At 73.0% G+C, this 21244-nt stretch carries 20 protein-coding genes, 1 tRNA gene and 1 pseudogene; 9 read left to right on the top strand and 13 right to left on the bottom strand.

Annotated features, from left to right (window positions below):
- Nucleotides 1-8: 8 nt before the first annotated feature.
- Both ABZW14_RS01745 and ABZW14_RS01740 read right to left on the bottom strand, forming a co-directional pair.
- On the bottom strand, nt 9-1682 hold the full coding sequence (locus tag ABZW14_RS01745) for an MDR family MFS transporter (RefSeq protein ID WP_355338110.1): 1674 nt from the start codon (nt 1680-1682) through the stop codon (nt 9-11).
- A 51-nt stretch (nt 1683-1733) separates the two neighbouring features.
- Nucleotides 1734-2282: a type 1 glutamine amidotransferase domain-containing protein gene (locus ABZW14_RS01740; protein ID WP_355338107.1), complete on the bottom strand. Its 549-nt coding sequence runs from the start codon at nt 2280-2282 to the stop codon at nt 1734-1736.
- Between the two features lie 121 nt (nt 2283-2403).
- Here ABZW14_RS01740 and rfaE2 point away from each other — a divergent pair, with 121 nt between their 5' ends.
- Both rfaE2 and ABZW14_RS01730 read left to right on the top strand, forming a co-directional pair.
- On the top strand, nt 2404-4251 hold the full coding sequence (gene rfaE2 / locus ABZW14_RS01735; protein WP_355338104.1) for a D-glycero-beta-D-manno-heptose 1-phosphate adenylyltransferase: 1848 nt from the start codon (nt 2404-2406) through the stop codon (nt 4249-4251).
- A complete protein-coding gene (locus tag ABZW14_RS01730; RefSeq protein WP_355338101.1) occupies nt 4248-5129 on the top strand; it encodes a glycosyltransferase family A protein in 882 nt (293 codons plus the stop codon). The genes rfaE2 and ABZW14_RS01730 overlap by 4 nt, the downstream gene beginning before the upstream one ends.
- 3 nt (nt 5130-5132) lie before the next feature.
- Here the strand turns inward: ABZW14_RS01730 and ABZW14_RS01725 are convergent, their stop codons facing one another.
- From ABZW14_RS01725 to ABZW14_RS01715, 3 genes are read right to left on the bottom strand one after another with little or no spacing between them, the layout of a single operon-like run.
- Nucleotides 5133-6239, bottom strand: a complete 1107-nt coding sequence (locus ABZW14_RS01725) for a glycosyltransferase family 9 protein (RefSeq protein ID WP_355339370.1) — start codon at nt 6237-6239, stop codon at nt 5133-5135.
- A 52-nt stretch (nt 6240-6291) separates the two neighbouring features.
- Nucleotides 6292-6831: an Hsp20/alpha crystallin family protein gene (locus ABZW14_RS01720; RefSeq protein WP_355338098.1), complete on the bottom strand. Its 540-nt coding sequence runs from the start codon at nt 6829-6831 to the stop codon at nt 6292-6294.
- A complete protein-coding gene (locus ABZW14_RS01715) occupies nt 6828-7334 on the bottom strand; it encodes a DUF2231 domain-containing protein (protein WP_355338095.1) in 507 nt (168 codons plus the stop codon). Before ABZW14_RS01715 ends, ABZW14_RS01720 begins: the two co-directional genes overlap by 4 nt.
- A gap of 166 nt (nt 7335-7500) precedes the next feature.
- On the opposite strand from ABZW14_RS01715, the gene ABZW14_RS01710 reads away from it, so the two are divergent.
- On the top strand, nt 7501-8121 hold the full coding sequence (locus ABZW14_RS01710) for a pyridoxamine 5'-phosphate oxidase family protein (protein ID WP_355338092.1): 621 nt from the start codon (nt 7501-7503) through the stop codon (nt 8119-8121).
- 28 nt (nt 8122-8149) lie between these two features.
- On the opposite strand, the gene ABZW14_RS01705 is transcribed toward ABZW14_RS01710, so the two are convergent.
- A complete protein-coding gene (locus tag ABZW14_RS01705) occupies nt 8150-10186 on the bottom strand; it encodes an acyltransferase family protein (protein ID WP_355338089.1) in 2037 nt (678 codons plus the stop codon).
- Between the two features lie 354 nt (nt 10187-10540).
- On the opposite strand from ABZW14_RS01705, the pseudogene ABZW14_RS01700 reads away from it, so the two are divergent.
- Both ABZW14_RS01700 and ABZW14_RS01695 read left to right on the top strand, forming a co-directional pair.
- Nucleotides 10541-10990 (top strand): annotated as a pseudogene (locus ABZW14_RS01700) (SRPBCC family protein); the annotation flags it as partial.
- 365 nt (nt 10991-11355) lie between these two features.
- A complete protein-coding gene (locus ABZW14_RS01695; protein ID WP_355338086.1) occupies nt 11356-11940 on the top strand; it encodes a GNAT family N-acetyltransferase in 585 nt (194 codons plus the stop codon).
- Between the two features lie 207 nt (nt 11941-12147).
- Here the strand turns inward: ABZW14_RS01695 and ABZW14_RS01690 are convergent, their stop codons facing one another.
- A complete protein-coding gene (locus tag ABZW14_RS01690) occupies nt 12148-12786 on the bottom strand; it encodes a helix-turn-helix domain-containing protein (protein ID WP_355338083.1) in 639 nt (212 codons plus the stop codon).
- A 56-nt stretch (nt 12787-12842) separates the two neighbouring features.
- Between ABZW14_RS01690 and ABZW14_RS01685 the strand changes: the two genes are divergently transcribed.
- Nucleotides 12843-13589, top strand: coding sequence for a DUF899 family protein (locus ABZW14_RS01685; protein WP_355338080.1), 747 nt, complete (start codon nt 12843-12845; stop codon nt 13587-13589).
- A 10-nt stretch (nt 13590-13599) separates the two neighbouring features.
- On the opposite strand, the gene ABZW14_RS01680 is transcribed toward ABZW14_RS01685, so the two are convergent.
- Nucleotides 13600-14373: a class I SAM-dependent methyltransferase gene (locus ABZW14_RS01680; RefSeq protein WP_355338077.1), complete on the bottom strand. Its 774-nt coding sequence runs from the start codon at nt 14371-14373 to the stop codon at nt 13600-13602.
- Between the two features lie 114 nt (nt 14374-14487).
- Here ABZW14_RS01680 and ABZW14_RS01675 point away from each other — a divergent pair, with 114 nt between their 5' ends.
- Entirely contained in the window at nt 14488-14937 is a 450-nt protein-coding gene (locus ABZW14_RS01675) for an SRPBCC family protein (RefSeq protein WP_355338074.1), read from the top strand.
- A 170-nt stretch (nt 14938-15107) separates the two neighbouring features.
- Nucleotides 15108-15836, top strand: coding sequence for an LPXTG cell wall anchor domain-containing protein (locus tag ABZW14_RS01670; RefSeq protein ID WP_355338072.1), 729 nt, complete (start codon nt 15108-15110; stop codon nt 15834-15836).
- A gap of 977 nt (nt 15837-16813) precedes the next feature.
- Here the strand turns inward: ABZW14_RS01670 and ABZW14_RS01665 are convergent.
- A tRNA-Thr gene (locus ABZW14_RS01665) sits at nt 16814-16887 on the bottom strand.
- A gap of 166 nt (nt 16888-17053) precedes the next feature.
- Between ABZW14_RS01665 and ABZW14_RS01660 the strand changes: the two genes are divergently transcribed.
- Nucleotides 17054-18757 carry a metallophosphoesterase gene (locus ABZW14_RS01660; RefSeq protein WP_355339367.1) on the top strand — a complete coding sequence of 568 codons (1704 nt, stop codon included), beginning with the start codon at nt 17054-17056 and terminating at the stop codon, nt 18755-18757.
- A 29-nt stretch (nt 18758-18786) separates the two neighbouring features.
- Here ABZW14_RS01660 and ricT read toward each other — a convergent pair whose 3' ends face one another.
- The 4 genes from ricT to ABZW14_RS01640 all read right to left on the bottom strand — a co-directional run bounded on the left by ricT (nt 18787) and on the right by ABZW14_RS01640 (nt 21217).
- Nucleotides 18787-19623 (bottom strand): regulatory iron-sulfur-containing complex subunit RicT, encoded by an 837-nt coding sequence (gene ricT / locus ABZW14_RS01655; protein ID WP_154229637.1) that lies wholly within the window; start codon nt 19621-19623, stop codon nt 18787-18789.
- A 289-nt stretch (nt 19624-19912) separates the two neighbouring features.
- Nucleotides 19913-20581, bottom strand: a complete 669-nt coding sequence (locus ABZW14_RS01650; protein WP_355338069.1) for a hypothetical protein — start codon at nt 20579-20581, stop codon at nt 19913-19915.
- Nucleotides 20581-20886, bottom strand: coding sequence for a hypothetical protein (locus ABZW14_RS01645; protein ID WP_355338066.1), 306 nt, complete (start codon nt 20884-20886; stop codon nt 20581-20583). Before ABZW14_RS01645 ends, ABZW14_RS01650 begins: the two co-directional genes overlap by 1 nt.
- A gap of 1 nt (nt 20887) precedes the next feature.
- Nucleotides 20888-21217, bottom strand: coding sequence for a YbaB/EbfC family nucleoid-associated protein (locus ABZW14_RS01640; protein WP_091261137.1), 330 nt, complete (start codon nt 21215-21217; stop codon nt 20888-20890).
- Nucleotides 21218-21244: the final 27 nt, after the last annotated feature.

The raw sequence follows: 21244 nt of genomic DNA, 5'->3' as shown, positions 1-21244 counted from the left end.
GTGACCGGTCAGAGCATCGTCTGCGACTTGGACTCCATGTCGGCGGCGGCCTCCTCCTTCGACTCCTTGGGGAGGGGCTTGCCGCCGGGGGCGGCCGCCGGGCCGCCGAGCGGGTCCGCGCCGCCGGTCGAGCCCTGCGGGCCGGCGCCGCGCAGCTGCTCGTTCGGCATGACCAGGGTGACCAGCACGGCCACGATGGCGATCAGCCCGGTGGTCAGGAAGACCAGGTGCAGCGACTCCACGAACGAGGCCTGGATGGCCGCCCGCACCGGCCCGGGCAGCGCCAGGACGGTCGCCGGGTCGTTGATCGAGACGTTCCCGCCGCCGCTGGCCGCAACGGCCGCCCGCTGGTCCGGCGGGAGCTGGGCGAGCGCCGCCGGCAGCCGGCCGGCCAGCTCGCTGCTGAGCCGGGACGACAGCACCGCGCCGAGGATCGCCACGCCGAACGAGCCGCCCAGCGAGCGGAAGAACGTCGCCGAGGAGGTGCCCGCACCCAGGTCGCGCGGGTCGACCGCGTTCTGCACGCCCAGGATCAGCGACTGCATGCACAGGCCCAGCCCGACGCCGATCACCACCATGAAGCCGAAGGCAACCCAGAGCGAGGTGGCCACCTGGAGCTGCCGGAACAGCAGCATGCCGGCGACCAGCACGGCCGCGCCGGCCACCGGGAACCACTTGTACCGGCCGATCCGGCTCATGGCCCGCCCGGTGATGATCGAGGTGACGATGATGCCGGCCATCATGGGCAGCATCAGCAGGCCGCTGCGGGTCGGCGAGGCGCCCTTGACGAGCTGGAGGTAGAGCGGGATGAAGATGATGGACCCGAACATCACCAGACCGAGCACGAAGCCCGCCGAGTTGGCCAGCGCGAAGGTGGGGCTGCGGAACAGCCGCAGCGGCAGGATCGGCTCGCGTACGCGGGCTTCCTGGAGCACGAAGAGCGTGCCGAGCACCGCCCCGGCCACGAACAGCCCGATGATCACGCCGGAGCCCCAGGCGTACTCGTTGCCGCCCCAGCTCAGCGCGAGCAGCAGGCAGCTCACCCCGGCCACCAGCAGCCCCGCGCCGATCCAGTCGACGGAGTGCTCCCGGCGCTGGAACGGGACCAGCCGCATGACGTGGTAGCAGACCACGATGGCGAGGATGGCCAGCGGCACGTTGATGTAGAAGATCCACCGCCAGTTGGTCTCCGCGAAGTAGCCGCCGACCAGCGGGCCGGCGACCGAGGAGATGCCGAAGACCGCCCCGAACAGGCCCTGGTAGCGGCCACGTTCCCGGGGTGGGACCACGTCCGAGATGATGGTGAACGCCAGCGTCAGCAGGCCGCCCGCGCCGATGCCCTGCACGCCCCGGGTGACGATCAGCTGGGTCATGTTCTGGGACAGGCCGGCCAGCAGCGAGCCGAGCAGGAACGTGCCGATCGAGAACAGGAAGACCGGGCGGCGCCCGTAGAGGTCGGCCATCTTGCCGTACAGCGGTGTCGAGGCCGTGGAGGCGAGCAGGTACGCGGTGACCACCCACGAGTAGTGGTTGATCCCGCCCAGCTCACCGACGATGGTGGGCAGGGCGGTGCCGACGATGGTCTGGTCGAGCGCCGCCAGGAGCATGCCGGTCATCAGGCCGAGCATCAGCAGGCGGATCTGGCGGGCGTGCAGCACGGGACGAGCGGCCTGGGCTGTCATCCCGCTTCCTTTCCCACCGGGGGCGGATCATGCCCCCGGTGGGAGAAGAAGTCAGTGCTTCCCCTCGGCGAACTCCTCGACGATCTTGTCGCAGAAGGCCGGCAGGTCGTCCGGCTTGCGGCTGCTCACCAGGCCCTTGTCGGTGACGACCTCCTGGTCGACCCAGTTCGCCCCGGCGTTCGTGAGATCGGTGCGCAGGCTCGGCCACGAGGTGATCGTGCGGCCGCGCACCACGTCCGCCTCGACCAGCGTCCACGGCCCGTGGCAGATCACGCCCACCGGCTTGCCGGCCTCGAAGAACGACTTCACGAACCGCACCGCCTCGGGGTCGGTCCGCAGGAAGTCCGGGTTCGCCACGCCGCCGGGAAGCACCAGCGCGTCGTACGCCCCCGCGTCCGCCTCCCTGGTCGTCACGTCGACCGGGTACTGCTTGCCGTGGTCGAGGTGGTTGAAGGCCTGGATCGAACCGGACTCGATCGAGACCAGCTCGACCTGTGCGCCTGCGTTCTCCACCGCCTCCCGGGGCTTGACGTACTCGACCTCCTCGACGCCGTCGGCGGCCAGGAACGCGATCCGCTTGCCCTGAAGTGTCGCTGCCATGGTGGTTCTCCTCTCCGGGGTCTGCCTGAACCCGTTCCCGGGCGTGACCGGCCGAAACCGGACGCCGTCCGTGGCCCGCGCCGCAGGTTTGGCCGGTCCCGCTCGGGGGACCCGAAGGGACATGGCAGGAGCAGCAGCGGAAGAGCGCCGGCTGGCCACCGTCGTGGCCGGCTGGCAGGGGCGTCCCGTGCTGGTCGTCGGCGACGCCATGCTGGACGAGTGGCGGTTCGCCGAGTCGGAGCGGCTCTGCCGGGAGGCGCCCGCGCCGGTCCTGACCCTGCGCCGGCGGATCTCCGCTGCCGGCGGGGCGGCGAACACCGCCGTCAACGTGGCCGCGCTGGGCGGCCGGGCCGCCCTGGTCGCCCCGGTCGGCGCGGACGTGGCCGGTGACGAGCTGCACGACTGCCTCGACCGGGCCGCCGTCTGGGACCGTACGGTCAACCAGCCCGGCCGCCCCACGCCGGTGAAGCGGCGGATGCTCGCCGGCAACCAGATCCTGCTCCGCGAGGACTCCGGCGACCCGGAGGACGCGCTCGACGACGACGGCGTGGCCCACCTGCTGACCGCGCTGCACTGCGCCACCGAGGAGCTGCGCGCGGCGGCCGCCGGGCAGCCGCTCACCCTGGTCGTCTGCGACTACGGCCTGGGCGCGCTGCCCTCGGCCGTGCGCGCCTGGCTGGTCGCCAACCGGGACCGGTACGCCACCGTGGCGCTCGACGCGCACGACCTGGCCGACTGGCGCGGCCTCAACCCGACCGTGGTGACCCCGAGCTTCGCCGAGGCGACCCGGCTGCTGGCCCGGGCGGCCGCCGGCTTCGGCACCGGGCACCGGAGCGCGCCGCGCGGCGCCACGGCCGCCGACCTGCACCTGGACCACCTGGCCGACCCGGCCGACGGCCCCTCCGAGCTGGTCGTCGGCGCGGCGCCCGGCGGGGCCGGCGAACGGGAGCCCGGCACCCCGCACCCGACCTCGGGCGCCCTCGCCGACGAGCACGGCGGCGGGTTCGCCGGCCCGACCGGCGAGCCGACGCCCGGTGAGGAGCGGGTCGCGCTGACCGGCGACGGGCTCAGCGTCACCGGCACGGGCGTGACCGTCAACGCGGCGGCCGGCGCGGGCGTGGACCGGGCCGTGCTGGCCGAGTCCCGCCTGGACGAGTTGCGCGAGCACACCGGCGCGGACGTCGTGGCGGTGACCCTGGACACCGAGGGCGCGGTCGTCGGTGGCGCCGACGGCGAGCCCCGGCGCAGCCACAGCACGCCGGTCCCGGCCAGCCACGCCGTGGGGGCCGGGGACGCGTACCTGGCGGCCATGACGCTGGCGCTGGCGGCGGAGGCGAGCCTGCCGACCGCCGCGCAGCTCGCCCAGCTCGCCGCGACCATCACGGTCTCCGACACCGGCACGTGCGTGTGCCGGCGGGAGGACCTGCTCGACGCGCTGGGCAGCGGGCCGGAGGAGGCCGGGCACCCCACCCAGGTGGGCGCCGAGGAACTGGCCGCGATCGTCGCGGAACACCGCCGGGCCGGCCGGTCGATCGTCTTCACCAACGGCTGCTTCGACGTGCTGCACCCCGGGCACGTCCGCTACCTGACCCAGGCCCGCGCGCTCGGCGACCTGCTGGTCGTGGCGGTCAACTCCGACGGCAGCGTACGGCGGCTCAAGGGCCCGGACCGGCCGGTCAACCCGGTCGAGGACCGCACGGCCCTGCTCGCGGCCCTGGAGTGCGTCGACCACGTGGTCGTCTTCGAGGAGGACTCCCCGGCGAAGCTCATCGAGGCGGTCCGCCCGGACGTCTACGTCAAGGGCGGCGACTACCCGCCCGAGATGGTGCCGGAGGCCCCGCTGGTGCGCCGGCTGGGCGGCCAGGTGCGCACCCTCGGTTACGTGCCGGACCGCTCCACCTCCGCGATCATCGACCGGATCCGCGCGCACCCGGTCGTCCCGCCCGTGGGCGAGGGCAGGCCGGCGTGAACCGACCGCTCGACCTCGGCGTGCCCGAGGAGTTCCGCCGCCCCCGGCTGCTCGACGTGCTGATCCCCACCCGCAACCGTCCCGCCGAACTGGCGGTCACCCTCTCCGGGCTGGCCGCGCAGGAGGGCGTACGGGACTTCGGGGTGGTGGTGAGCGACCAGTCCGACGGCGACCCCGCGTACGCGCACCCGGCCGCGGCCACCATGGTCCGGGCGCTGCGCCACCGGGGCCACCCGGTGCTGCTGACCCGGCGGCTGCCTCGGCGCGGGCTGGCCGAGCACCGCGCCTACCTGCTGGACCGGTCGGCGGCCCGGTACGTGCTCTGCCTCGACGACGACGTCTGGCTGGAGCCCGGCACGGTGGCCCGGCTGGTCACCGCCATCCGGGAGCTGGGCTGCGGGTTCGTCGGCAACGCCGTGCACGGCCTCTCCTACGCCGACGACGTCCGCCCCGAGACGCACGGGCACTACGAGGAGTGGCAGGGCCGCCCGGTGCCCGAGCGGATCCGCCCCGGCACCCCGGAGTGGCAGCGGGCGTCCATCCACCCGGCCGCCAACCTGCTGCACGTCACCGAGAAGCTCCGGCTGCCGGCCGGGGCGTGGCGGGCGTACAAGATCTCCTGGATCGGCGGGTGCGTGCTCTACGACCGGGCCAAGCTGGTCGACGCCGGCGGCTTCGAGTTCTGGCGCCGGCTGCACGAGCGGCACCAGGGCGAGGACGTCGCCGCGCAGCTCGCGGTGCTGGAGCGGCACGGCGGCGCGGGCGTGCTGCCCAGCGGGGCCTACCACCTGGAGTCGCCGACCACGGTCACCGACCGGGACGTGGAGGCGTGGGAGGTCGTGGTGACCGAGCCCTCCGACACCCCGCAGCCGGCCTGACGCTCACTCCGCCAGCAGCTCGCGGGCCGCCTCGACCACCTCGGCCGCCGGCACGTCGGCCACGAACGAGTCGCGGTGCGGGCACTGCCCGTCGCCCGGCCGGTGGGGGTAGATGTCCCGCGTGCAGTCGATGCCGCAGACCGGGCAGTGGGTGGTCCACGAGGCGATCGGCCGGTGCCGGACGCGCAGCGGCGTCGCCCCGTTGATGAGGTTGCCGATCCAGTAGATGCCGACCGTCGGGGCGCCCACCGCGGCGGCCAGGTGCAGCGGGCCGCTGTCGTTGGAGACCACCAGCGCACACCCCTCGTACGCGGCGGCCAACCCGCCCAGGCTCAGCGTGCCGACCTGCGGGCGGACCGGCACACCGGCCGCGGCGACCACCTCGTCCACCGTCTCCCGCTCGGCGGGGGTGCCGGTGACCAGCACCTCGTAGCCGTCGCCGGCCAGCGCCCGGGCCACCTCGCCGAAGCGCTCCGGCGGCCAGCGCCGCCGGCTGTCGGTGGCGCCGGGATGCAGCGCCACCCGGGGCCGGTCCGCCTCGCCCAGCACCTCGCGGGCCTCGGCCCGGTCGGCGTCGGTCACCGCCAGCGCCGGGGTGATCGTCACCGCCTCCGCGCCGACCAGGGCCACCGCCTCCAGGTAGCGGATCACCTCGTGCTGGTAGTAGACGTACCGGATCCAGCGGTCCAGCGGCGGCGCGTCCTCGGCCCGCAGGCCGGCGGTGACCCGGGCGCCCAGCCCGGCGATGACCGGGTTCGAGTTGGCGCCACCGCCGTGCAGCTGCAGGGCCAGGTCGAACTGCTCCTTCCGGGCCGCCGCCACGAAGTCCGCCAGCTCGGCCGGCTCCTCGTCGGGGCCGGGCTCGCGGATGCCGGGCGCCGGCGGCACCACCAGGACCCGGTCCACCGGGCCGGGCCGGTCGCGCCAGAGCTTCGCGTGCCACGGCGCGCCGAGCAGCACGATCTCCGCCGCCGGGTACGCGGCCCGCAGCGCCTCCAGCGCCGGCAGCACGAAGATGAAGTCGCCGAGCGCGTTCGCCCGCAGCACGGCGATCCGCTGGACGTCGGGGACGCGCTCGCCGACCGGGCCGAGCACCGGCGACGGCTTCAGGTCGCGGCGCGGCGACAGAGGCGCCGCGTTGGAGTGGATGCCCACGCGACCCCTACGGCCGGTCGATCTCGTCGACCGTGGTGTCCGGGTGGTGCATCTCCCGGTCGGCGGCCGGATCGGCCATCGTCCGCGTACCCCCGGAGGTGGCGTGCGGGCCGGTGCGGCCGACGGTGATGGTGCGCGGCGCGGGCCGGGCCGCCCGGGGCAGCCGCACCCGGAGCAGGCCGTGGTCCATCACCGCGTCGATCCGGTCCGGGTCCACCCGGGACGGCAGGTCCACCCGGTACTCGAAGCCGCGGGTGGTGAACCCGCCGGGGATGCCCTGGTCGGCGTTGACCTCGGCCTCCGACCGGGCCCGCACGCACAGCTCCCGGTCGTCGAGCTCGACGGCCACCTCCTCGGGGGCCACGCCGGGCAGCCGGACGACCACCTCCCACCCGTCGCCGGCCTCGGTCAGCTCGACGTCCTGGCTGCCGCCGCGGCCACCGACCAGGCGGCTCAGCTCGGCCCGCAGCGACTGGAGCTCACCCATCGGGTCCCAGCCCTGCTGGCGGCCCCGCCAGCCCCGACCGCCACCGCTCTGTTCCGTCATCGCACGTCTCCGATCCGCTGGGTCGCCGAGGGGGGTCGCAGCGAGCTCGGGGCGTTCAGGTCGTGCTCCGGGTCGACGCCGACGCCCAGCCGGTCCACCAGTTCGCCGCCGAGCCAGGCGCTCACGCCGAGGATGGCCACGGCGACCACCTCGATGGCGATCAGGGCGCCACCGGCGGCCCGGGAGTCGGCGTTGAGCCGGACCGCCCAGACCGCGGCGAAGAGCAGGATCACCGCGACGTTGGCGGCGGCGTGGGTGAGCCCGACGCGCTTGGCCCGGGTGCCGGTGGGCAGGGCCAGCAGGTCGAAGGCGCCGGCCGCCGCGGCCAGCAGGCCGCCGATCAGCCCGACCGTGAGGTTCCAGTACGCGACCTCGCCGAGGAAGTCCGGCCCGCCGACGGTGTCGATCACGTCGAAGATCACCGCGGTCACCAGGAGGGCCACCGGGAACATCACCAGCATCGGGTGCACGGGATGGCCGAGCACCTTCAGTCGGCTCTCCATCTCGGGCCTCCATCGATCGCGTCCGGGCGCGCTGCGGCTCAGTCCGTACCCGCGAGGTCCGGGGGCAAACCTCGCCGTCGACGCGCTCTCCTAGGCTGACCATGGCGGAAACCAGCCGTTCGCGGGCCGGAATCGCCGTCAAGGTCAACGGACGGGGGAGGCAGACGTGACGACACAGGAGATCACCAGCCCGGAGGAGCTGGCGGAACTGCTGGGCGCACCGACGCAGCGGGCACGGAACAAGGAGCGCACGGTGCTGCACCAGCGGGACCGGGAGTGGCTGGCCGCCTCACCGTTCTGCCTGGTCGCCACGGCCGGCGCGGACGGCGGCTGCGACGTCTCCCCGAAGGGCGACCCGGCCGGCTTCACGCTGGTCCTGGACGAGACCACCATCGCCATCCCCGAGCGGCCCGGCAACCGGCGGGCCGACGGCTACCGCAACATCCTGGCCAACCCCCACGTCGGGCTGATCTTCCTGATCCCCGGTCGCACCGACACGCTGCGGATCAACGGCCGGGCCCGGCTGGTGCGCGACGCGCCGTACTTCGGCGACATGGTGGTGCAGGGGCACCGGCCGGTGCTCGCCGTCGAGGTGGCCATCGAGCAGATCTTCTACCACTGCGCGAAGGCGTTCTTCCGCTCGGAACTGTGGAAGCCGGAGACCTGGCGGCCCGACGTGCTGCCCACCCGCGCCCGGCTGGTCAAGGAGGTCGAGGCCCCGACGGAGAACCTCGCCGACCTGGAACGCCACTACGGCCCGGACTACGCCAGCCGCCTCTACGTCTGAGCGCCGCCGCGCCGCAGCGCGGCGGCGGTCACTTCGACGGGAAGAAGCGCGCCGGCACGCCGACGTCCGACAGGGCCCGGGCGAGGTGCGGGGCCGTGGTCTTCACGTAGGCCGCGCCGATGTGCGAGCCGCCGCGGTAGATGAGGACGTTGCCGAACACCACCGGGCACTTCTCGGTCGGGCAGATGGCGTCGAACAGGTCGATCATCTTGACCTTCGGCGCCCCGGCCACCGCCTTCCGCTGCATCACATAGGCGGGGTCCTGGTCGTGGCGCTTGCGGTCGAACGCGCAGGCCGACAGGTGGTTCCGGTTCTTGTCGGCGCACGTCACGGCCGGGCCGGGACCGGGGTTGTTGGCGAGGACGACGACCTTCGACCCCACGGCGTCGAGCGCCTTCCACGACGAACGCACACCCGCGACCATCGCCTCGACCGTCCCCTTGCCGGACGCGGCGTCGAGTGCGCGCGCCGCTCCCTGCGAGGTGACGACGTAGTCGGGGCGCTCCTCCGTCAGCCTGCGCAGCAGCGCCTTGTTCCACTCGATGCAGTCGGTGTAGAGCTTGGTGGGGTCATCGGCCCTGAGGGCGGGGGCGCTGGTGAACGGGCACGACGCCTTGGCGGCGATCACCAGCTTCCAGTCGTTCTGCTCGGCGAGCACCTGGAACGCCGGCAGCCACTGGTCCATCTTGGAGTCGCCCACGAGGGCGACGGTGGTGGCCCCGGTGGGGTTGCCGTAGGTGCACCACAGCAACTCGGATCCGACGACCTGCTGGAAGCACTTGTCGCGGTTGGTGACCGGCACGTCCATGAATCCCTGCCGGATCTGGAGGGGGTCCGGCGTGATGACGTCGAACCGCTCCGGGACCGGGCCGATGGGGGCGGTGCCGGGCGAGGTCGACAGCAGGGCCGCGCCGGGTGCGTACTGGCTCCGGGTCGGCTGCGCGTTGGCCGCCCACGCGGCCGTCAGCACCAGGGCCAGGCCGGCGCAGATCCCGGCCAAGGTGAAGTTGCCGCCGAGGCTCAGCGCGAGACGCGGCGACTTCGAGATCGCCCGCGAGTATCGCAGCGGGTTCTCCACGAGCCGGAAGGTGATCCAGGCGGGAACCACCGAGGCGAGCGCCACCACCAGCCCGCGCTTCACCGAGAGGCCGTCCCAGTACGCAGAGGCCACGATGAGCATCGGCCAGTGCCACAGGTACAGGGAGTAGGACAGGTCGCCGACCCACCGGAACGGACGCGTGCCGAGCACCAGGACCGGACCGCGCGAGCCCGCCGCGACTCCGGCCGCGATCACCGCGGCGGCGCCGAGCGTGGGCAGCGCGGCAGCGTACCCGGGCCAGGCCGTCTGCTTCGTCACCAGCAGCGCCGCCGCCACGATCGCGGCGAGGCCGAGCCACCCGAGGGGGACGGCCAGTGCCCGTGGCATGCGCGCGACGCGGGTCGCGGCCAGGGCGATGCCCGCACCGACGGCGAGCTCCCACAGCCGCGTCGTGGAGACGAAGAACGCACGCTCCGGGGAGTTCGCCGTCTCCAGGATCGACCAGGCGAACGACGGCACCGCCAGGACCGCGAGGCCGATCCACAGGACCGGCCGCACGTTCGTCCGCCGGAGCCTCCGCGCCGCGAAGATGGCGATAATGATCAACAGCGGCCAGAGCAGGTAGAACTGCTCCTCGACGGCGAGCGACCAGAAGTGCTGGACCGGCGAGGTGAATTCATTGTCGGCGGCGAGGTAGTCGACCGCGCGGTCAGCGAATCGCCAGTTCACCACGTAGATCGCCGCGGCGGCGATGTCGCCGCCCGTCTCCTGCCACTGCCCCCGGGGGACGAACAGCCGGACCGCCACGGCGGTGGCCGCCAGCACCACCGTCGCGGCGGGCAGGATCCGCTTGGCCCGCCGCGCGTAGAACCCCGGCAACGAGATGCGGCCGGTTCGATCGATCTCGTTGACGAGCTGCCCGGTGATGAGGAAACCGGAGATCACGAAGAAGACGTCGACCCCGACGAAACCGCCCGGAAGGAACGGCAGCCCGGCGTGGTACAGCAGCACCAGCCCGACGGCCACCGCGCGAAGCCCGGCGACGTCGCCCCGGAAGCGACTCGGCGTGGGCTCCCGGCGCGGCTCGGGCGCCGCCGCCGGGTCCGGGAGAGTGCCGGGTCCCGCCGGGGCCGGCCTCTGGATCTGGGGACTTCCCGGGGCGGCAACGGTCGTCAACTCCGGGGAAGTCATCACGATCCTCAGGCTTGGGGGGGACTCCGGCCTCGGGAACGATAGCGGCTGGTCAGGCGGGCGGGCAATCGTGACAGCCCTCGGCGGCAGCCGGCCCTGGCCAGGCCCGTCGAGCGGCGGGTGCCCGATTAGGCCCGATCCCCTGGGGTACGGATTTCGGTACGGAAGACTGAACGACGAGGAGTGCTCATGACCACGAAGGTCGAGAAGTCCATCGAAGTCGACGTGCCGGTCAGCACCGCGTACAACCAGTGGACACAGTTCGAGGAGTTCCCGCGGTTCATGGGCGGCGTGCAGGAGGTGCGTCAGCTCGACGACCGGCGGCTGCACTGGGTCGCCGAGATCGCGGGCGTGAAGCGCGAGTGGGACGCCAAGGTGCTGGAGCAGGTGCCGGACCGCAAGATCGCCTGGGCCGCCACCAGCGGCGCCACCAACGCGGGCGCCGTCCATTTCCAGCCGATCGGCACCGACCGCACCCAGGTCCAGCTCTCCCTCGAGTACGAGCCGGAGGGGCTGGTCGAGAAGGCCGGCGACAAGCTGCACCTCGTGGAGAAGCGCGCCGAGGCCGACCTGGAGAAGTTCAAGTCGTACATCGAGGGCCGGGGCGTGGAGACGGGCGCCTGGCGGGGCACCGTCGACGAGGGCCGTACCCTCGGCACGCCCGGCGTGGAGCACGCCGCCGCCTCGCGTGGCGACGACGGAAAGGCCGGCGTCTCGGGCAAGGCGGTCGCGGCCGGGGCGGGCGCGGCGGGCGCGGCAGCGGCCGGGGCCGCCGCGGTGGCCAGGCACCGCTCGGACAACGACGAGGAACCCACGCTGGAGCCCGAGACGGAGTACGTGGTGACCGACGTCCCCGTGCAGCGAACCGGCGCGTTCCCGCCCGACCCGGCGGACCCGCGCCGCACGCTCTAGACCTTTCACCTCCCTGCCGGAGCGAGCCCGGTGGGCCGGCCCCCGCGCCGTGCCCGCCGGGCTCGCTTCGTGTGGCGCGTATCGTGCGGGCCGTGACCGACCTCGGACGCCGCACACCGGAGATCACCGTGGCGACCCCGGCGGACCGCGGGCGGGTGGTCGACTCGCTGGTCGCCGCGTTCGCCGCCGACCCCGTTCTGACGCACCTCTTCCCCGGCCCGGCCGACTACCCCCGGTACGCCGCCGCCTTCTTCGGGCACCTCTTCGACAAGCGCGTGAGTCGGGAGACGATCTGGACGATCGGCGGGGGCGCCTCGGTGGCGATCTGGGAACCACCCACCCCGGCGGAGCCGGGCCCGGCCGATCCGCTCGCCGCCCACCTGCCCGCCGACGCGCTCGCCCGGGTACGCGCCTACGACGCGGCCGTGCACGCCGCGCTGCCCACCGGCCCGTTCTGGTACCTCGGTGTCCTCGGCACCCACCCCGACAGCGCCGGCCGTCGCTGGGGCCACGCCGTCATGCGGGCCGGGCTGCAGCGGGCTGCCGCGGACGGGCTGCCGGCGGTGCTGGAAACCAGCAACCCCGCCAACGTGGCGGTCTACCGCCGGGCCGGCTGGCACGTGGTGCGCGAGATCACCTCCCCGCTGCCGACCTGGATCATGCAACAGCCGGCCTGACCGCCCGGTCAGCTCCAGGTCAGGCTGCCCGGCGACCGCCACCTGGGGCTGCACGAGCTCCTTGCACTGCGCACTCGTACCGGCGTACACGGTGACGGACCTGCCGTCGCGGGCGACCATCGCCGACACCCATGGCAGAGCCGAGGGTCCGTCCGTCGGTGCCGGCCGCTCGGGCAGTCCGTCGTCGATCTCCATGAGGAGCGGATCCTAGGGGAGGCGAACGCCCGCGAGGAGACGACGTACGGCGTCGGGATCACCGGTGACGACGGACCCGGCGGTCAGGTCGGCGTTGCCGAAGGCGGCGACGAGAGCATCCGTCGTGGTGACCAGGACCGCGTCCGGGTCTTCGGGCGGCTCGTGGGAGACCTCGGCGCCGGCCGGCGTGAGACGGACACCGAACACCCCGGCGGGACCGTGGTCGCGGAGTTCGACCCGGAGCGTCGCCCCGGGCCGCTCCGGCGTCGGCAGGTAATAGGTGCGGATGCTCAGCATGGCGCTGTCCACGCTCACGAAGTGCTGTTCGGCGGACGGCGGGGCGGCCAGGGCCCAGGTGCCGAGCGCGAGCACGACCGGCTCCAGGCCGCGCCCCCAGGCGGTCAGCTCGTAGACCCGCACGTTGCCGGGCGGAGGCAGTTGCCGGCGACGCACGACGCCCGCATCCGCCAGCTCACGCAACCGGTCGGACAGCGCGTTCGGGCTGGCGGTCGGGAGCGCCTGCTGGAGATCGGTGAACCGTTTGGGCCCGAGCAGCAGCTCGCGCACCACGAGCAGGGACCACCGCTCGCCCACGATGTCGAGGCCGCGCGCGATGCCGCAGGCCTGCCGATAGCCCCGCTGAACCGGCATGGATCACCTCTCCGTCGCACTTGCCCGCGCATAGTAGCTGCTATTAGCGTCATAGCATGTCGACACCTCCGCTCACCGACCGCGAGACCTGGCAGAAGCAGCTCGACGAGCTCCGGATCCGCGAGAAGGCGCACACCCGCGAGGGTGACGCCATCGCGGCGGCCCGCCGGCGGCTACCGATGGTCGAGGTCGACCCGACCATCCACCTGATCGGCGACGGCGGTCCGGTGTCCCTGCTCGATGTCTTCGAGGGCCGGAGCCAGCTGTTCGCGTCGTACCACATGTGGCACACCGGCAGGTCGGCAGCCGACCAGTGCGAGGGCTGCACGTTCTTCAACGGTCAGCTGCTCGAACTGTCCTACCTGCACTCGCGCGACGTCACGTTCGCGGTCTTCTGCCAGGGACCGTTCGAGGAGTCGTCCCGCTACCGTGACTTCATGGGCTGGCAGGCACCCTGGTACTCGGTGCCCCCGGAGTCGGCCGACCCCCTCCTCGCCGGGCGCGCGTTCGGGATGAAGGCGTGCTACCTGCGCCAGGGCGACCGGGTGTTCGAGACCTACTGGACCAGCGGGCGGGGCGTCGAGCCGATGGCGCCGTCGTACGGGGTGCTCGACATGACCGTCCACGGTCGCCAGGAGGACTGGGAGGACTCGCCGGAGGGCTGGCCGCGGAAGTTCCGGACCGACGGCGATCAGTTCCGGCTCGACGGGCGGCCCACATCGCAGTGGTCCCGCCTGACCGCCGGCCGCGACGACGACCTGGGCACCACCGGGAGCGGTGGCGGCGAGCACCAGTGCCACTGACGGCTGACCGTTACAGCCGCCGCGTGCGGAGCACCCCCGTCAGCATCGGAAGGGTGAACTCGCCGTCGGCGGTTTCGGGCGTGTCCCCGAGGAGGGCGCGGATCCGGCCGAGCGTGGCCTCCCGGTCCGCTGCCGGCATGACCAGCATCCCCGCGCGGGTCGCGAGGGTCGCGACGAGGGAGTCGGCGGTGCGGCGCTGCCCGTGCGGGAACTCGGCCTGCTCGGGTGAACCGAACCGGGCGGGCTGTCCGGCGCCCGGAAGGTGCAGGTCGTCCGTCGCGGCGCGCCAGTTGCTCAGCGTGTCACGCGGGCCGATGGCCGCGCTCCCGCCGACCCGTTCGAGTCCGGCAACCCAGTCGACCCGGTTGTCCATGACGTTCCACAGGCCGGCCAGGATGCCTCCGGGCGCGAGGACCCTGGCGATCTCCGGTCCGGCGACGGCCATGTCGAACCAGTGCAGGGCGTTGCCGGCCAGCACGGCATCGACGGAGGCGTCCGGCAGCGGGATCTCCTCGGCGCTGCCCGGCAGGGCACGCACGGCCGGCAGCGCGCGGCGCAGTTCGGCCAGCATCGCCGGGTCGGGCTCGACCGCGACAACGTCGGCACCCAGCGCGACCAGTGCGGCGGTCAGCTTCCCGGTGCCGGCGCCGAGGTCGAGCACTCGCAGGCCGGGGGCGGGGTCGAGCGCCCAGCGCACCGCGGCCCGCGCGTAGTCCGGGCGGTGCTCCGCGTACGCGGCCGCCGCGGTGCCGAACGACGAGCTGAGAAGCAGCGGTTCCTCCACGCGGTCACCCTAGCCAGCCGCGCCACACCTGCTCGGGCCGCGAAAGGCCCACGCGCCCCCGTTTGCCTCCGTGCGGGCAGGGAAGGCCACGGCTCGCAGAAGTGAGGAGGCGTGATGATCGAGGTCCGCCGCACCATCCCCACCTCACCCGAGCGGATCTTCGCTGTGCTGTCGGATGGTTGGAGCTACGCCAGCTGGGTTGTCGGCGCCGCCCACATACGGGCCGTCGACGACGGCTGGCCCGCCGTGGGCACCCGGGTCCATCACCGCGTCGGCCCTTGGCCGCTGCAGATCGAGGACCGGACCGTGGTACGCCAGATGGAGCCGAACCGTCTGCTCGAACTCGACGCGCACGCCGGGCCGATCGGGATCGCTCGTGTCCGCCTGGTGCTGGAGCCGGTCTCCGCCACCACCACGCGGGTACGGATGGGCTGGCGGGCGGCCGCAGGCGCCGCCCGCTTCGTCCCGGAGACCCTGATGGCGCTGATGATTCGCCCGCGCAACGCCGAGACATTGCACCGGGTAGCGGATATCGCCATACACCGGCAGTTCCCCGCACCGTAGGTGGCTCAGGCGAAGGGTGGCAGCCGGCGGCGGTGCGTCGCCTCGGGAAACGGCGAAGCGAGCAGACACGGTTGGCGCCGGTTGCGAGGCCGGTCGCGGACGGGGCAACGACTTGCCGTGAGCGCCGCTAATATCTCCACGTTTTGGTCTGCAACGGGGAGGAAGACCACATGCGATGGAGCATCCCGGCCGGCGTCCTGGTGGCGCTGGCCTTTCTGATTCCGGCGGCACCGGCGGTGGCGCAAATCGAATCGCCCGGGCTGAACGAGGCGTGCCAGACGGTCGAGCGCAAGGTGTACAAGGATATCCGCGAGCTTGTCACCATCGACCTGGACACCGCCACCAATGTCGAGGTGCGCGTGTTGGCCAACCAGATCCTGGCCGCGGCAAAGGCCGACGCGTTGCCCATTCTGCCTCGTGTGCTGCAGGAGCGCCTGGACGGCACCGCGGATGATCTGCGCGCATTCCTCAAGGCAGACGTGCAGAACGCCTGGTCAACGGATCTGCGGATCACGGTGGTCCGGACGTTGACGGGCGCCGGTGCCAACGTGAAGGCGGCCGCGCAGAAGGTGCTCGACGACGGAGCCATCGATGCCTTCCTGACGTACCTGAACAACGGCCTGTACGACGCACGTGCGCTCGACTGCGCGTCTCAGCCCACGGTGCCGCCAACGTCTGAGCCCACGGCGACACCGAGCGCCACGCCCAGCGCCACGACGACCGTTGCGCCGACCCCTGTCTCCTCCGCGAGCCCGGACGCTCCCGGCGGCGAGGGCGGTGGGCTGCCCGTGACCGGTGCCGACACCGCGACCGTGGCCGGCATCGGCGGCGCCCTTCTGCTCCTCGGCGGCGCGGGCTACCTGATCGGACGCCGGCGCCGTTCCCGCTTCGTGGCATAGCTCAATCGACGCGCCCGGCTCGATGCTTCGTCGGGCCGGGCGCGTCTTTCGAGACATGGGTTTCCACAGCCGCCGGCGTCCCGGCTCGACATTCCTGCCGCAACTCGCCGACATCGCCGTCGAGAACCGTGGGCATTTCAGGTCCCACTCGGCCACCATCCGCCGCAACCGGATACGACACGGATCGCATCCTCCATCACGTGATCGGTATGCGGCGCGCTGTGGAGCGCGCCGTGATGTCCTGAACGCCTGCATGCGGTGACGCCGTGCTGACCCCCGGCGGTGACCGCTCGGGGTACCGGCTACTGGCCCGGGGCCTCCAACAGCGGAATCATCATGGTCGCCGGTCAGAAGGTCGCCCTCGGCCGACTCCACCAGCACGAGACAGTCACCGTGACCGTCTCCGAGACGACCCTGGCCATCGAACTCACCGACGGCGACACCAAGGTCGTCAGGCGCACCACCACCCAGCCAGTCCGTAGCATCAAAGGCCAGCGACCGCGGATCGCTACCTCAGTTTCCTAGACCGTCCGTCGCACATCACCTGGCAGAACTGCGTCGCACATCAGCTGTCGGATCACAGAACCGCGCGTCGTGCAGAGTCGGCCGTGGTGGGCGCTGCGGCGTCGTGGCGTATGACGAGAGCTCGGGGCGTCACGCGTGTTAGCTGGCTAGCTTTTCGCAGAGTGTCCAGATGGCGTCGCGGTTCCGTTGGTCGAGGACCGCGGTGGGCCATGGGGTGCGCTGGCATTTGCTGTTGACGTACGTGCTGTGTAAGTCGCCGGCGCGAGGGCTCGATGCCAGGTAAATGCTGGACTGCGAGGCTTTGACGACGACCTGAACGCGGTCGCCAACCGGCTGGACGAGGCGGTCGCGGCACGGGGCAAGGACTGTTCAAGGACTCGACGGGCCAGCGGCGACGTGATCGACCTTGGAAAACGGCGAAGCCCAGGCCAATGACCTGGGCTTCTTCACCGAGCCGCCTGACGGAATCGAACCGTCGACCTACGCATTACGAGTGCGTCGCTCTAGCCGACTGAGCTAAGGCGGCAACGATCGTCAAGTGTACGGCACACCCCGCCGGACGCCGAACGGGATCCCCCCTCACCTCGATCCGGACATCCGGGAGTTTCAGTACTTCCGCGGGAGAGACTTCGCGCCCGGTCGGGACTACCCTGCGGCGGGTGAGTGACGATCACGTACCGCCGCAGCAGCCGATCCCCGAGGCGCATCCCGGCGAGCGGGCCAGCCGGCGGCCACGCAGCCTGGACCCGCTGGAGTTGGGCTTCACCCCGCGGAAGCCGGTCCCCTGGCTTGCGCCGCTGCTGCTCATCAGCACCGGGCTACGGACTCTGCTGGCGATGCTGTTCGGGGCGTACCTGGACAAGCGCGAGCTGCAGAACGCGTTCGGTGACGGCACGTTCCGGCAGGTGGGGCCGGACGGCGGGCTCTGGCTGGACTACGTGGCCGACCTGGGCGACGGGTTCGACGCCACGTACTCGGTCGCGTACCTGCTCGCCCAGCCGGAACTGGAGGTGGACGGGCACCGGCTGCCCCGGGCGCAGACCCTGGTGATGGGCGGCGACCAGGTCTACCCGTCGGCCGCCTACGAGGCGTACGAGGACCGGTGCAAGGGGCCGTACCAGGCCGCGCTGCCGATCGCGCCGCCGCAGCGGCCGACGCTGTTCGCGGTGCCCGGCAACCACGACTGGTACGACGGCCTGACCGCGTTCCTGCGGCTGTTCGTCCGGTCCCGGGACCGGCACTTCGCGGGCTGGGGTACCGGCCAGTCCCGCTCGTACTTCGCCGTGGAGTTGCCGGCCGACTGGTGGCTGCTGGGCCTCGACGACCAGTCGGGCTCGTACCTGGACGACCCGCAGCTCACCTACTTCGACGAGGTCGCCCGGAAGCTCGGCCCGCGGGCCAAGGTGATCCTTGCGGTGCCGGCGCCGACCTGGGTGAAGGCCCACGACCACCCCACGGCCTACGACTCGATCGACTACTTCATCCGTACGATCGTCGCGCCCACCGGCGCGCAGGTGCGGCTGCTGGTCTCCGGCGACCTGCACCACTACGCCCGCTACACCGGCCCGGAGCGGCAGCTCATCACCTGCGGGGGCGGCGGCGCCTACCTCTACCCCACCCATCAGTTGCCCGAGCGGCTGGAGGTGCCGCCCCGGGACACCCTGGCCCGCCGGTCCAGCCGCACCCGCGAGTACGAGCTGGCCGCCCGCTATCCGGACAAGGCCCGCTCCCGGCGGTACGGCTGGGGGATCTTCGCCCGGCTGCCGTTCCGCAACCCGGGTTTCACCACCCTGCTGGGCACCCTGCACACGCTGCTCATGCTGGCCATGGCCGGGGTCGCGGCGAATCAGGTGGGCACGACCGAGCAGCGGCTGCTCAGCGTCCCGTTGGTGATCATGCTGGTGGTGACCCTGTTGAGCGCGGCGTTCTTCGCCAAGCCGCCCAGCTCCGGCGGGAAGCGGCACGCCCGGCACTGGATCCTCGGCGTGACGCACGGGCTGGCCCACGTGGCGCTGGCCGCCGGCGGCACCTGGCTCTGGCTGCAACTGCCCCTCTACGACTGGCCGTGGCCACTGCCGGCGGTCGCCGCCGCGGTCCTGTACGGGCCGGTGAGCGGGCTGGTCGCCAGCCAGCTGGTGGCGCTCTACCTGCTGGTGGCCGGCTCATTCGGTGTGAACGTCAACGAGCTCTTCGCCGGCCAGGGCATCGAGGACTCGAAGTCGTTCCTCCGCTTCCGCATCGACCCGGACGGCACCCTGACCATCTACCCGATCGCGGTCGACAAGGTCTCCCACAACTGGCAGCTCAACCCGGACGAATCCCCCACCGCGAGCTGGATCCTCCCGAAGACCCCCCTGACCCCCCGCCTGGCCGAACCCCCGATCATCCTCTGCTGAGACCCGCCGCGGGGAGGCCGCGGGACGGGTCAGGAGTAGTGCTGGTCGTGGGCTTGGCGGGGGGCGCAGACCGAGGCGCGGCTGCACGAGCAGCGGGAGCCGTCCGCGTCGAGGCGGACCGTCACCGAGTCGCGGGGGACGCTGTGGCCGACCACCTTGCCCTCGCCCTCGGGCGTGGAGACGCGGCTGCCGATGGCCGGCGCGGACTCCTGGAACCGCTGGTACAGCGGGTGCTCGTACTTGAGGCAGCACATCAGCCGGCCGCACGCCCCGGAGATGCGCAGCGGGTTGAGCGGCAGGTCCTGGTCCTTGGCCATCCGGATGGTCACCGGCTCGAAGTCGGTGAGGAAGGTGGCGCAGCACAGGTCCCGCCCGCAGGAACCGATCCCGCCCTGCACGCGGGCCGAGTCCCGGGCCGAGAGCTGGCGCAGCTCGACCCGGCAGTGCAGGGTCGCGCCGAGGTCGCGGACGAGGGAGCGGAAGTCGACCCGGTGCGGCGCGGTGAAATAGACGGTCGTCCGGTCGCTGCCGGTCTCCGGGGTGGCGAAGACGTGGTCGATGGCCACCACCTTCATGGGCAGGCCGTGCTCGCGGATCAGCCGCTTGGCGGCCACCTTGGCGTCGGCCTTGCGCCGGCGCAGCAACTCGTCGCGCCGCAGGTCCTCGTCTCCCGCCAGGCCGGCGAGGCGGGGGAAGCCTTCGGTGTCCTCGCTGACCCACTGCGCGGCCCAGACGCACTCGGCCACCTCGGGCCCGTCGTCGGTGGGCACCAGCACCTTGTCGCCCACCTGCGGGCGCAGCTCACCGGGATCGAGGTAGAAGAGGCGCCCGTACCGGTTGAAACTGACCGCGCAGAGCATGCCCATGCCCACCACCCTACGACCTTCGCGCGGCACCGGGACGGTCGCCCGTCGCCGTCCGGTCACCGGGCGCAGCGATCCATGATTGTCGACTCGACCGAACCGGAGCCGACCCCTCGTGTGATTGATCCTCGCCCGGACGGTTGAAACATGAGTCGGCTACGGGACAAACGGCCGTCGACCGCGTTGAGTGAATCCATACCTGCGGGGGGTGCAGGGGAAGGCCACGGCGTCGCCGCCGGAGCCCGGCCACGGCCGCTCCGGTGCGCGACGCCGTGGACCTGCCACGCCCCGGTCAGTGCCCGATCCGGGTGGTGCCGCCGTAGCGGGGACCGCTCGTGACCCGGTCCCGCCAGGTCGTCTCGGCCAGACTCGGCGCCCACTGGCGCAGCAGCGTCTCCGCGCCGTCGTAGGCCACCCCGAGCACGCCCAGCACCCGGTCGGCGATCTCGGCCGCCGCGAGGGGCCCGGAGCGCCCGGCCTCGGCACCCGGGCGGGTGGCGACGTGCACGGTGACCGCCTCGGCCGAGCGCAGCACCTCGGCCAGCGCCCGGGCCAGCGCGAGCCGGCTCCGCTCCACCCAGTCGGCCAGCGCGTCGGCGTAGCCGGCGGTCGACTCCAGCCGCCCGACGAGGCTCTCCGGCCCCTCGTCGAGGTGCCGGAGCAGGGCGGTGCGGGCCTCGTCGTAGGCCGCGGCGGCCGGCCCCGACCAGGCGACCGGGTCGGCGAGGGCGGCGCAGGTGTCGTCGTACCCCCGGACGAGCCGGCGCACGGCGTGGCCGGCGCCGGTCAGCGGCGCGGGGTGCAGGTCGAGGAACTCGCGCACGGCCGCGCCAGGGAGCACCTGCATCCGGCGCAGCAGCGGCCAGAGCCGGTGTCCCTCGGGCGCGCCGGCGGCGAGCAGCGCGTCCACCTGGGTGAGCAGGTCGAGACCCGGCTCGGCGAGGCGGTCGAGGGCGTCCATCACGCCTCCCGGGCGAGCCGCCGCGCGACGGACTCGTCGGTCGCCGGGTAGCGGTCGGCGGCGCTGCGCAGGGCGGCCGCGGCGGCGGCCAGCCGGGCGGCGGCGGCCTGCGCCTCGCGGGCCCGGTCGCCGGTGGCGGCGGTCCACTGCCGGTGCAGGGCCCGGCCGACCTCGCCGGGCCGGCCGCCGGCGTGTGCGCCGAACGCGGGGTGGGGCGGGTCGGTTGCGGTCACCGTGTGGGCCAGCGTGGCGAGGGTCGCCCCGGCCTCGTCCAGGCGGGCGGCCAGCGCGCGCAGCGTCTCCATCTCAGGCTCCCGCCAGCGGCCGGTAGGCCGCGAAGGTCTCGTTGTGCAGCTTCTCGCGGGCCCACTGCGCCGCGTCGGCGGCGGCGGTCACGGCGGCCTGCACCGAGCCGGCGACGTCCCGGGGGTTGCGCTGGTGCAGCGGGCCGAGGAACCGCACGTCGGTGATCCGCCCGCCGGCGGTCACCACCACCTCGACGAGGCCGTCCGGCGAGCGGACGGTGACCTCGACCGTCGCCACCGCCTGGTCGAACTCGGCCTGGAGGGTCTCGATGCGCCGGTAGCGCCGCACCGCCTCCTCGATCCAGGCCTCGTCGATCTCCCCGCGTGGCATCGGCGGACTCCTCCCGGCTGACCTCAT

This window comes from Micromonospora sp. NPDC004551, from assembly GCF_040609975.1.
Taxonomy (GTDB): domain Bacteria; phylum Actinomycetota; class Actinomycetes; order Mycobacteriales; family Micromonosporaceae; genus Micromonospora.
The sequence above is the reverse complement of the archived record's forward strand: the minus strand, read 5'-3'. Positions and strand labels throughout refer to the sequence as shown.

Bases quoted from the DNA above. Each gene is read 5' to 3' on its own strand.
- ABZW14_RS01740 (WP_355338107.1), bottom strand. From the start codon at position 2,282: ATGGCAGCGACACTTCAGGGCAAGCGGATCGCGTTCCTGGCCGCCGAC.
- ABZW14_RS01715 (WP_355338095.1), bottom strand. From the start codon at position 7,334: ATGGAGAGCCGACTGAAGGTGCTCGGCCATCCCGTGCACCCGATGCTG.
- ABZW14_RS01645 (WP_355338066.1), bottom strand. From the start codon at position 20,886: ATGGAGACGCTGCGCGCGCTGGCCGCCCGCCTGGACGAGGCCGGGGCG.
- ABZW14_RS01650 (WP_355338069.1), bottom strand. From the start codon at position 20,581: ATGGACGCCCTCGACCGCCTCGCCGAGCCGGGTCTCGACCTGCTCACC.
- ABZW14_RS01670 (WP_355338072.1), top strand. From the start codon at position 15,108: ATGCGATGGAGCATCCCGGCCGGCGTCCTGGTGGCGCTGGCCTTTCTG.
- ABZW14_RS01745 (WP_355338110.1), bottom strand. From the start codon at position 1,682: ATGACAGCCCAGGCCGCTCGTCCCGTGCTGCACGCCCGCCAGATCCGC.
- ABZW14_RS01685 (WP_355338080.1), top strand. From the start codon at position 12,843: ATGTCGACACCTCCGCTCACCGACCGCGAGACCTGGCAGAAGCAGCTC.
- ABZW14_RS01640 (WP_091261137.1), bottom strand. From the start codon at position 21,217: ATGCCACGCGGGGAGATCGACGAGGCCTGGATCGAGGAGGCGGTGCGG.
- ABZW14_RS01720 (WP_355338098.1), bottom strand. From the start codon at position 6,831: ATGACGGAACAGAGCGGTGGCGGTCGGGGCTGGCGGGGCCGCCAGCAG.
- ricT (WP_154229637.1), bottom strand. From the start codon at position 19,623: ATGGGCATGCTCTGCGCGGTCAGTTTCAACCGGTACGGGCGCCTCTTC.
- ABZW14_RS01675 (WP_355338074.1), top strand. From the start codon at position 14,488: ATGATCGAGGTCCGCCGCACCATCCCCACCTCACCCGAGCGGATCTTC.
- ABZW14_RS01690 (WP_355338083.1), bottom strand. From the start codon at position 12,786: ATGCCGGTTCAGCGGGGCTATCGGCAGGCCTGCGGCATCGCGCGCGGC.
- rfaE2 (WP_355338104.1), top strand. From the start codon at position 2,404: ATGGCAGGAGCAGCAGCGGAAGAGCGCCGGCTGGCCACCGTCGTGGCC.